Source organism: Hydrogenophaga sp. GW456-12-10-14-TSB4, from assembly GCF_059424305.1.
The window spans coordinates 1-2,565 of record NZ_JBWKZH010000136.1 but is presented as its reverse complement, the minus strand read 5'-3'; the positions used below and the strand labels follow the sequence as shown (position 1 = coordinate 2,565).

At 63.4% G+C, this 2,565-nt stretch carries 3 protein-coding genes; all 3 read right to left on the bottom strand.

Going from position 1 to position 2,565, the window contains the following annotated elements:
* Positions 1 to 190, bottom strand: a 190-nt coding sequence (locus tag AC07ZS_RS29670; RefSeq protein WP_494802013.1) for a hypothetical protein, incomplete at its 3' end; no start/stop codon positions are given.
* Between the two features lie 108 nt (positions 191 to 298).
* Positions 299 to 1,888: a CsgG/HfaB family protein gene (locus AC07ZS_RS29665; RefSeq protein ID WP_494802012.1), complete on the bottom strand. Its 1,590-nt coding sequence runs from the start codon at positions 1,886 to 1,888 to the stop codon at positions 299 to 301.
* Positions 1,889 to 2,000: 112 nt separating this feature from the next.
* The gene (locus AC07ZS_RS29660; protein WP_494802011.1) at positions 2,001 to 2,363 is read right to left on the bottom strand and encodes a hypothetical protein; all 363 of its coding nucleotides are present in this window, start codon (positions 2,361 to 2,363) and stop codon (positions 2,001 to 2,003) included.
* Between the last annotated feature and the right edge of the window lie 202 nt (positions 2,364 to 2,565).

The following is a 2,565-nucleotide window of genomic DNA, read 5'->3' as shown; positions in this document are numbered from 1 at the left end:
CAGGCACATAACCTGGTTCACCCACAATACCCACTGCAGGAGTGGTCACGGTGGTGGTGCCGTTGCCAACGATCTTGGTCAGCAGCGCGCCCAGTTCATTTTCCAGCGGGGTAGCGACCACTTCAGCATGAGCAGCACCCATGCCCATCAGCGCGACGGCGGAGGCGATAGCCAGTTTTTTCATCATCATGATGATCTCTCTTTCGGTTTAAACATGCCCAGCCTGCCCTGGGCACTTGAGGGGGTTAAAAGATGGCAGGTCTTTTTTTTCATTCGATGGATGCGCTGTTCACCCGGCTCAGCCAGCGGGCGCCGCCAGGGGCCGCTCCAGCAGTTCCAGGCGGTCGTTGATGTAGGCCGGCAACCGCAGCGGCAGCCCCTGGTAAACGATCTCAATGTCGTGCAGGCGCTCGGCCTGCAGCTTCCAGGGCGCGCGGCCCACGAATCGTTGCTCCTCGCCGGCGGCCAGCCGGTGTGGCAAGAAGCGGCCTGTTGGGTCGGCCAGGCACAGGGTCTGGGCTGTGCGGCTGCGCACCAGCAAGCTATTGGCCGGCTGTGTGGCGCGCAGCGGCGTGACTTGTGGGAACTCACCGGGCGCGAAGGCACAGGCGGCCGGACCTTTGGAGCTGTTGCCGCTGGTGGCCCGGGCCCCGAATTGCGCTTCATCGGCCGGCTGGGTCTGGGCGGTGGCCGCCAGGGTTACGGCGGCCAACACATGGGCGGCGCTGAGCGCTGCGCCCGACGCTGAGCCGTTGCCGTTGCCGTTGGGCAGCGCGCTGCTGAGCGCCTCCGCCGGGCCGCTCATGGGCCGCGGCAGGGCCAGGGCCTGTAGGGTGCTGGGGCTGGTGCTGCTTTGTTCGTCGCCGAAGTTGGCGCTTTGGGCCATTGCGCCGGCGTTGGGGTTGCCGGGTTGGGCCGGGGTGGCGCGGGCTGGGGCCGCCGCGGCGCTGGCTGGACCCGTCGGTGCCGCGGCGGCGGCGTTGGCCACAGCCTGGGCCGCAGGGCCCATGGGATCGAGCGTTGCGCCTGGCTTGGCCCCTGGCTGCGGACTTTTGGCCGCCAGTTCGGCGGCCTTGGCCTGATCGGCCACGTACTGCTGCAACTTGCGGCGGCTGCGCGAGTTGTCGGTCACGCTGTCCACTGCCTCGACCATGGCCATACAGTCACCGTAGGTCGCTGGATTCATGACCTGGGTCAGCAACTCGAACGTGGCCAGGTTGAGCATCTGGCGCAGCACCAGGTTGAGCGCTTCGCGCTGCTTGCCGCCAAAGTCTGCGCTGACCAGGGTCTGGCCAAAAAAGCGTCCGATACCAAAACCGTCTTCAGTCGACACCACCTGCTTTTGCAGCGGCACATTGGCCACGATGCGGCCTGTGCTGGCCTCGGTCAGGGAGAGGTCCAGCCCCACCAGAATGCGCTGCTGGCGGGACCGCGGCCCCAGACCCGCGATCTGCACCTCGAACCCGCTTCCGGGGAGAAAATCCAGGCTGTTGATGCTGCCGGTGATGAAGAACGTGGTGGCCGCCTGCTTCTTGGCATCCAGCAGGCCCCATCGCACCTCGTTGTCGATGATGCGGGCATCGCGCCGGTTGACCACGCCGGCCCCGGCCATGAAAAGCGCCGATTGCACGATGTCGCCCGCACCCTGTGTCACGAACTTGCCCGAGCCACCGTCAGTCATCTGCTCTTTGCCGGTGGCATCCAGGATGGCACCCACGGCAAATCGCAGGCTGTCGCGGTTGATGCGACCGTCAAGGCAACTCAAGGCCTTGTCAAATGGGGTCACCACGTCCATCACCGCCGGACCCCGCACCAGCGGCTCGTTCACATGGAGTGGCTGGTGCCTCAGCGTGCCGCTACAGGCATGCAGCAGCCCCAGCAGCAGCACGCCACCGAATTTTCCAACCCGGCTGGGCCAGAAAACAGCGCAGCTCGCCGCCCTATTCGACAACGCCTCATGAACCGACGACTGCAAGTTGGCGCAAGGAACACGCATCAAATCAGCGCCGATCAACCGGCGCCAGCGTCGCCGATTTGGAGGATTGGATCGCGACCGAGGCATCCAAGTTGCCCGATGAATACGAGTCGGAAGCCACCGTGTTGTTTTCTCCGTCGATCGTGGTGTTCATGGTGTTCATGGTCCCGATCGTGGTGGTGGAGATGTTGTAGACCTGCGTCTTGCCCAGCCCGTCGTAGTAGCCCGCTTCGCGCTTGGCGATCAGGTCGGCCTGCGTCATGTTGGTCTGGTGCTTGGCACTGCCGGGAAAACCATAGGAGCCACTCCAGTCTGAGCCGCTGGAATCGGCTGAGGCCACGCCGCACAGCAAAACGCAAGACAGACCTGCAACCAATTGATTTTTCATGAACACTCCTCCGAACGCCGTAGGCCTGCGCCACGCCTTCATGCCGCTGACCTCTATATGGCATCATATGTTTTCACACTATATATCAATTTTACGAGCTCAAATGACAAATTCATTTTAATGAGATTTTTGTCATATAAATCCAGGACTGTGCAGGATGCTGGTGCGCCCCATACACTCTGGCCGCACCCGCACCCGCACC

Bases quoted from the DNA above. Each gene is read 5' to 3' on its own strand.
- AC07ZS_RS29660 (WP_494802011.1), bottom strand. From the start codon at position 2,363: ATGAAAAATCAATTGGTTGCAGGTCTGTCTTGCGTTTTGCTGTGCGGC.